1 protein-coding gene is annotated in these 268 nt (G+C 62.3%); it reads left to right on the top strand.

Annotated features, from left to right (window positions below; translation table 11 throughout):
- Positions 1-106: 106 nt before the first annotated feature.
- Positions 107-268: low affinity iron permease family protein (locus SB772_RS41575; RefSeq protein ID WP_410838719.1), on the top strand; the 162-nt coding region annotated here is incomplete at its 3' end.

Below are 268 nucleotides of genomic sequence, written 5' to 3'. Positions count from 1 at the left end.
CTATGGCCCAGGCAGACTGGCCACTTCTCGCGCCGTGGAAACAGCGGGTGCAGTCTGTGCGGGCACGGCGGATGCTCGCTTCGGATTTGCAGCAGACCCGTGCGCCATGAGGCGAACGCTCGCGGGCACAACGGACTGGGAGGCGAGCATGAACAGCAACTGGTTTTCCAGATTCTCCAGCAAATTGTCGAGTTTCGCCGGCCGTCCGGCGACGTTCGTTTTGGCCACCGCACTGGTGATCGTATGGGCGATCACCGGACCGGTTTTC

Source organism: Paraburkholderia sp. SIMBA_030, from assembly GCF_046535245.1.
In the GTDB taxonomy this organism is placed as follows: Bacteria; Pseudomonadota; Gammaproteobacteria; order Burkholderiales; family Burkholderiaceae; genus Paraburkholderia.
Note: the sequence above shows the minus strand (reverse complement) of the source record. Positions and strands in the feature narration are given on the sequence as shown.